This window comes from Aeromicrobium sp. REDSEA-S32_B7, assembly GCF_001626145.1.
Taxonomy (GTDB): Bacteria; Actinomycetota; Actinomycetes; order Propionibacteriales; family Nocardioidaceae; genus Aeromicrobium; species Aeromicrobium erythreum.
The window spans coordinates 1-3,368 of the sequence record NZ_LUNF01000129.1; the positions used below are offsets into that span (position 1 = coordinate 1).

Below are 3,368 nucleotides of genomic sequence, written 5' to 3' on the forward strand. Positions count from 1 at the left end.
CCCCGGACGCGCCGACCAGCGTCAGCGTGCCGTCGGCGTTGAGCCGGAGCCCCTCGGGGGTCAGGCTGCCGCCGGCGGAACCGTCGGCGGTGAGGAACCGGAACTCGCCGTCGGCGGTGGCACGGCCCCCGGCGATGTAGTCCTCCCAGCCGCCCTGCGCGCGGTAGACCCAGGCGTCACCGCTGGCACTGCCGAAGCTGAGCCCCGCGTCGCTGTGCTCGCCGTCGCGGTAGTCACCGGTGCGACGGTCGCCGAACGCCTGGGAGAAGGCGTCCCAGGTGAAGGTCGGGCCGGACACCTCGCCCTCGGCGCCGAACCAGCTGCTGCTGCCCTCGGTCCGCGAGCCCGGCAGTCCGCCGAGCGACCGCACGGCGTCGGTGCCCGCCGAGTCGAGGGTGTCGCGCGCGTCGGAGAGGATCTCCTCGGCCTCGTCGCGCAGGTCCTGGCCGGGGTCGACGAACGTGCCCGGGTGCGGCGGGAGGGGGCCACCGCTGCGGATCGCCTCGTTGTAGGCGTCGACGTCGCGGTTGAACGCCTGGGTCGCGGTCTCGGTGGCCTGCTCCCCGCGGTCCCAGGTCTCGATCGCCTCCCGGGCGCGGTCCTGCGCGGTCCGCAGGGCGCCGGCGTACCCGGTGAACGCCGTCGCGGCGGTCTCGAGGACCTCCACGAGCCGGGTGAAGCGGGTCAGCTCCTCGTCCATCCGCGTCTCCCAGGCATCGGCCGCGACACCGGTCCACGACGCGGCACGCACCCGCGACAGCGCGGTGCGGCGGGCGTCGACGTCGCTCGCGGTGTCGGAGAACCGGGTGGCGATGCTCTCGACGGTCTCGACGCTGCCGACGACGAGCGCCGTGGGGTCGTCGGTGCTGCCGAGGGACGCGCCGGCGACGAGCGTCACGGCTGTCCTCCCGTGCCAGAGCCCTGGAGCGGCACCGCCGGGCCGATCCGTGGCGGTCCGGGGTCGAAGCCCTCGGGCAGGCCCAGCGCCGTGATCGGGTCCTGCGCGAAGCACTGCGCGACCTGGTCGTCGGTGCTCTCGTAGCGCGAGGCGACGTAGTCGAGGGCGCCCGCGATGCCGACCATGGCCTCACGCAGCTGCGCGGCGGCGTCGTCGACCTGTCCGGCGATCGTCGTCATCCAGGTGTCGAGCTCGACGTGGCCGAGCGCGGTGTCGGCGTAGCAGACCTGCAGCACCGTGAACCCGGCGAACGGGTCGACCTCGGTGCGCAGCGTCTCGGCCGCTGCGCGCAGCTCGGTCGGAACCACCTCGAAGGACATGAGCCCACCCCCTCTGGACGACATGTCAGACACTAGTCCAGGTCCTGGGTGCAGGTCACGCCCTCCCGCGTGTGGCGTGGGTATCGTGGGGCCGCACCCGACCCTGGAGGAGCGTCATGCGACGTCGCGCGACAGCCGTGCTCGTGCTGGTCGGTCTCCTCCTCACGGCGGCCTGCAGCGTCGACGTGAGCGCAGGCCGCGTCGGCAGCATGCCGGAGCGGCAGGTCGAGCAGCAGGTGATGGACAGCCTGCGCGAGAAGTACGGCCGTGCGCCCGACCGGATCGACTGTCCCGGACGGCTGGTCGGCGAGGTCGACCGCACCATGCGGTGCACGCTCGTCGACGGCGACACCCGCTTCGGCCTGACCCTCACGGTCACGTCGGTGTCCGGCAAGCGGGTCAGGTTCGACATCCAGGTCGACGACACGCCGCTGCCCGACGGCACGGCCTGAGGCCGCGCGCCGGGCCACGACTCAGGCGAACGCCTCGATCGGCGGGCAGGAGCAGGTCAGGTTCCGGTCGCCGTAGGCCTGGTCGATGCGGCCCACCGGCGGGAAGTACTTGTCCTGGGTGCTGCCCGTGGGGAACACGCCCGTGGCGACCGGGTAGGCGTGCTGCCAGTCGAGCAGCTCACGGGCCGCGTGCGGAGCCTGCACCAGGGGGTTGTCGCCCTCGGGCCACTCCCCCGCCGCGACCTGGTCGATCTCTGCGCGGATGGCGAGCATCGCGTCGCAGAAGCGGTCGAGCTCGGCGAGGTCCTCGGACTCGGTGGGCTCGACCATCAGCGTGCCCGCGACCGGGAAGCTCATGGTGGGTGCGTGGAACCCGTAGTCGACGAGCCGCTTCGCGACGTCGTCGACGGTGACACCGGTCTCCTTCGTGATGCCGCGGACGTCGAGGATGCACTCGTGCGCGACGAGCCCGGAGCGTCCGGTGTAGAGCACCGGGAAGGCGTCCTTGAGCCGGGCGGCGACGTAGTTGGCTGACAGGACCGCGACCGACGTGGCGTCGGTGAGTCCCTGTGCGCCCATCATCGAGACGTAGGCGAACGGGATCGGGAGGATGCCCGCCGAGCCGTACGGTGCCGCGCTGATCGCACCGATGCCCTGACGCTTCGCGGCGACCGGGTGCAGCGGGTGGCTCGGCAGGAACGGCACCAGGTGCTCGGCCACCGCGACCGGGCCCACGCCGGGACCGCCGCCACCGTGCGGGATGCAGAACGTCTTGTGCAGGTTCAGGTGCGAGACGTCGCCGCCGAACGTGCCGGGCTCGGCGTGGCCGAGCAGGGCGTTGAGGTTGGCGCCGTCGACGTAGACCTGGCCTCCCGCGGCGTGCACGACGTCGCACAGCTCGGTGATGCCGTCCTCGTAGACGCCGTGCGTCGACGGGTAGGTCACCATGATCGCCGCGAGGTCGTCGGCGTGCTCGGCGCAGACCGCGCGCAGGTCGTCGAGGTCGACCTCCCCGATCTCGGTGGCCTTGACGATCACGACCCGCATGCCCGCCATGACGGCCGACGCGGCGTTGGTGCCGTGCGCCGAGCTCGGGATCAGGCAGACGTCGCGACGCTCGTCGCCGTTGCTGCGGTGCCAGGCGCGGATGGCGAGCAGGCCGGCCAGCTCGCCCTGCGACCCGGCGTTCGGCTGCACGGAGACGGCGGCGTAGCCGGTGACCGCGGCGAGCCACGACTCGAGCGTCTCGACGAGCTCGATCATGCCCGCGGCGTCCTCGGCCGGCACGAAGGGGTGCAGGTCGGCGAAGCCGGGCCAGCTGATCGGCTCCATCTCGGCGGTCGCGTTCAGCTTCATGGTGCACGAGCCCAGCGGGATCATGCCGCGGTCGAGCGCGTAGTCGCGGTCGCTCAGCGTGCGCAGGTAGCGCAGGAGCTGGGTCTCGCTGCGGTGCTCGGCGAACACCGGGTGGGTGAGGATCGCGTCGTCTCGGACGAGCGCCTCGGGCAGCGCGTCGGCGGCGGGACCCTGGTGGGAGCCGGCGACCCCGAACGCACGCCACACGGCCTGCAGGTGCGGCACGGTGGTGACCTCCGACGTCGAGACGGCCACGTGGTCGGCGTCGACCCTGCGCAGGTG

The 3,368-nt window shown here is 72.8% G+C and carries 4 protein-coding genes; 1 reads left to right on the plus strand and 3 read right to left on the minus strand.

Annotated features, from left to right (window positions below; translation table 11 throughout):
• A partial coding sequence (locus A6Q79_RS09285) for a putative T7SS-secreted protein (protein WP_317697925.1) occupies positions 1–898 on the minus strand: 898 nt, incomplete at its 3' end.
• Positions 895–1,278, minus strand: coding sequence for a hypothetical protein (locus tag A6Q79_RS09290; protein WP_067857311.1), 384 nt, complete (start codon positions 1,276–1,278; stop codon positions 895–897). The genes A6Q79_RS09290 and A6Q79_RS09285, both read right to left, overlap by 4 nt.
• 116 nt (positions 1,279–1,394) lie before the next feature.
• Here A6Q79_RS09290 and A6Q79_RS09295 point away from each other — a divergent pair, with 116 nt between their 5' ends.
• Positions 1,395–1,730 carry a DUF4333 domain-containing protein gene (locus A6Q79_RS09295; RefSeq protein WP_286690316.1) on the plus strand — a complete coding sequence of 112 codons (336 nt, stop codon included), beginning with the start codon at positions 1,395–1,397 and terminating at the stop codon, positions 1,728–1,730.
• A gap of 21 nt (positions 1,731–1,751) precedes the next feature.
• On the opposite strand, the gene gcvPB is transcribed toward A6Q79_RS09295, so the two are convergent.
• A partial coding sequence (gene gcvPB / locus A6Q79_RS09300; protein ID WP_317697927.1) for an aminomethyl-transferring glycine dehydrogenase subunit GcvPB occupies positions 1,752–3,368 on the minus strand: 1,617 nt, incomplete at its 5' end.